This window comes from Pseudoalteromonas sp. MelDa3 (assembly GCF_002863625.1).
GTDB lineage: Bacteria > Pseudomonadota > Gammaproteobacteria > Enterobacterales > Alteromonadaceae > Pseudoalteromonas > Pseudoalteromonas arctica.
Genome location: NZ_PJBR01000181.1, coordinates 1 through 2,764, shown reverse-complemented (window position 1 = coordinate 2,764; position 2,764 = coordinate 1). Strand labels below are relative to the sequence as shown.

Below are 2,764 nucleotides of genomic sequence, written 5' to 3'. Positions count from 1 at the left end.
AGGCTAGTAAGATGTGTTCTTTGAGGTGTGTAATGGTAACTAAGGTACAAATTAGAAGTCAGTTTGATTTAATGAACGAATTAACTTTGAGGTTGATTGAAGAACTAAAAGAGTGTGAATTCTCCAAAGCGGAATATTATCAATTACCAGATGTAAGTAGTTTCGATGAGAGTAAAGTTCCAGAATCTATACTTGTTTCTAAAATCACTGGAGTACCTGCTCAAAAAGCAATCCTAAACTCTTTTTCAGACATGTATAAAAAATCAGGATTAAGCAGTCGTGTTTTAAAAAGGCACCCTGGTTTGCTCGTTATTAAAAATGCAGATAAACAAGCTTTAAATAATCGTATAGCTCAAGTAAATAAAGCTAAAGCTACGTTTAAAGAATGTATTTTAGCTATTGATAGCAACGATGCTCGATTTGAAGCAGTTCACAATGCTATACCAAATTTAATAACGCTTGCCGCATATCGTAAAATTCATAGTGAAAGCGAATCGCCATTTTCGGTTAGGTTTACTTGGATGCACAAACACGCAACTAAAACGCTTACTAAAAAAATGGCTCTCGAAATGCTCGACAAATCGGCCAGTTATCGAAACCCAAGAATGATAGATCAACAAAAATGGCAATCACTTGTAGCTCAAGAACAATTACGGGTTGCTAGTTTAGGCGAAAAGGAAAAACTTAGAATTCGCCGCCCTACTCGAGTGAGTCCACAGGTAAATGTGAGATATACGGCGCAAAATCGCTATCATGTGAGTGCTGCATTACCCTTTATTCTGATTAATCCAGAACCAGACGTAAAATTAGGTATATTACCTGATTATCAAAAACCCGAAACTCACCCTCGTAAGCGCGAGTATGATTTTTTGGTTGATAGGTTATATTTAGAACAGGTTGAGCGGTAGTCATTATGTTAAAAAGGCCACATAGTGTGGCCTTTTTAGTTATGCGTACGTTATTTAAAATAACGGTTATTATTTTTCTACTATTTCTTCAATTTTATCTTCATCAATCAGCACGGCATTTTCAACAATGCGTTTACCGCCTTGGATTTCAATGCGTTTATTGTGTTTGTTCAATGTAAGTATTTCATCGCAAAACTGATCAGACGGGTGCATTTCGTATGTGTAATCGATAATGTTACCGGTTTTGTCATCTTTAACGTTTGTAATGCTGTATTCTGATATTGCACCTTTTTCAATCAAATCTTTCATTGTGGTGGTCATATCACGACGAAGTGCTTTTAATTTATTTTCGGTAATATCATCAGTTGAATAAATAGATCCGTATTTTTCCATAATAGAAAGTAATCTAAAATGGTACGTTTTACCTGGTGCTGCATAACGCCAAAGGTGATACAAACGAAGCATCATCCAACGCGATAATCCACGTTTTAATTCTTGTGCGCTATTAAAGTAATACCCTTTGTATTCAAGGTTATCAATCATGTTATGAACAAATGCATTTAAACAGGCGACGCATTTTACATTGCCACCCTGACCTTTTTTGCCACTAAAATGCAGTGACGATAAAAAGTTCATGTTTGACTCGTAAAACGAATCATCTATATCAGAATTTTTAGTATCTGTTGCCGAATATTTAAATGAAAGTTTAGAACCCTGCAATGCTTCAAGTGACTCTTTTATTGCAGGATATGGCATTGACTGCCCTACCGCTTTGAGTTCTTGTGCTAATTCGTTCATAGAAAAAACAACCGCGTATTGAATACCGGATTTAAAATTAATTTTAACTATTTTGCCTTTAGAAGCTAAACGAATAAGTGCTCGCTCTACTTTTTCTTCTCTATCTGATGGCCAAACAAGGTATTCAACATCTTCGCCATCTTTGCGTGTACTTACAACAGCTGGCGTTATTTTTATTTCGCCATCGTACAAAATACCATCTACTTTTTCAGATATTTTACGCGTAATAATTGTTTTTTTAGGCGCTTCTTCAAGTGGCAATTTTTTATAGCCCGAGCGAACAAAGCGTCCCCACAAATCATAGTGATTAAACGTGTTTGAATATGCACGTAATCCATGTGCTGCATTTTCAATAGAAATTCGCACGTCTTTGTTGTCAGTAAATAGTGCTAAACTTTCGTTATCTATTGCACTTTCCACCCCGTGGATTTGGCCCCTAAGTGTATCGGGCAAGTTATCTACCGAGATGTTGACCTTTCGGCTCATTGTTCTTATTTCCATTTTTATTGCGACAGCTAATAACAACACATTAAGCAACAAAAGTTAAATGTTTAAGTTAGTATAAAAGTGATCTGACTTTAAATAAAACGTTTGGATCACTATTATACTAAGTGATGTACATTACTTACGATTTCAGATCATATTTATACTAACTGGACTATCACAAATCTAATTTTTACTAACTCAGCTGTTATTTTGTCCATTACAATGGCTTAATTTTAAAATTAAGCACGACAAATACACCAAAAAATATATTCCCCTGTGGATAAAGCCTTACCGAGTTAGAATAGATCTGATCTGTACCAAGTACAGATCAGATCTATACTAATTAAAAGCGTATTTTTATGTTGCGACTAGTGCATAACTTTATAATTTACTTAGTAAAAAACTGATCTGCAGGGCTCTTTTTGTTCATAACTTCATGCGTAACCTGTGTATAACTCTATATTTAAAATAGACCTTAGTAAAAAGCTGATCCGCAGGTAGATAAAGATCTGATCTTAACCAAGTATAAACCTGATCTGCTTTTTTAAATATTATTTATATAAATCATAATG

General features: G+C 34.7%; 2 protein-coding genes. One reads left to right on the top strand and one right to left on the bottom strand.

The window, feature by feature from the left end; genetic code table 11:
* Window positions 1-32 precede the first annotated feature (32 nt).
* Window positions 33-908 (top strand): DNA replication terminus site-binding protein, encoded by an 876-nt coding sequence (locus CXF89_RS18865; RefSeq protein WP_101217264.1) that lies wholly within the window; start codon window positions 33-35, stop codon window positions 906-908.
* A 69-nt stretch (window positions 909-977) separates the two neighbouring features.
* Here the strand turns inward: CXF89_RS18865 and CXF89_RS18860 are convergent, their stop codons facing one another.
* Window positions 978-2,192 carry a hypothetical protein gene (locus CXF89_RS18860; RefSeq protein ID WP_024591590.1) on the bottom strand — a complete coding sequence of 405 codons (1,215 nt, stop codon included), beginning with the start codon at window positions 2,190-2,192 and terminating at the stop codon, window positions 978-980.
* Between the last annotated feature and the right edge of the window lie 572 nt (window positions 2,193-2,764).

Excerpts from the sequence above, each read along its gene's own strand:
- CXF89_RS18865 (WP_101217264.1), top strand. The coding sequence starts at position 33 with ATGGTAACTAAGGTACAAATTAGAAGTCAGTTTGATTTAATGAACGAA.
- CXF89_RS18860 (WP_024591590.1), bottom strand. The coding sequence starts at position 2,192 with ATGAGCCGAAAGGTCAACATCTCGGTAGATAACTTGCCCGATACACTT.